General features: G+C 45.7%; 1 pseudogene. It reads right to left on the bottom strand.

The features are described from left to right. Positions 1-254, bottom strand: a pseudogene (locus SB775_RS31710) (RNA polymerase subunit sigma-70); the annotation flags it as partial.

The raw sequence follows: 254 nt of genomic DNA, 5'->3' as shown, positions 1-254 counted from the left end.
ATTTGCTAAGCCCTAGTTCTTCAGCGACCTCTGACATACTTAGTTGCGCAGCCGTATGCAAGATATAACACTGCCGTTCACGCAGCGATAATGATGCAAAAATATCAGCCAGAATAATCTTCTCTTCGGCCGTCATATACAATTGCTTTGGACCTTCTTCCAACTGTTCGGTAATGTCCGGGATGAAATCCATATTCGAGAAGGATTGGTGCTGGTAGATGCTCTTCTTGTCGATGCCTTTGAATGTGCCGGGC

Source organism: Peribacillus sp. SIMBA_075, from assembly GCF_046534585.1.
The sequence above is the reverse complement of the archived record's forward strand: the minus strand, read 5'-3'. Positions and strand labels throughout refer to the sequence as shown.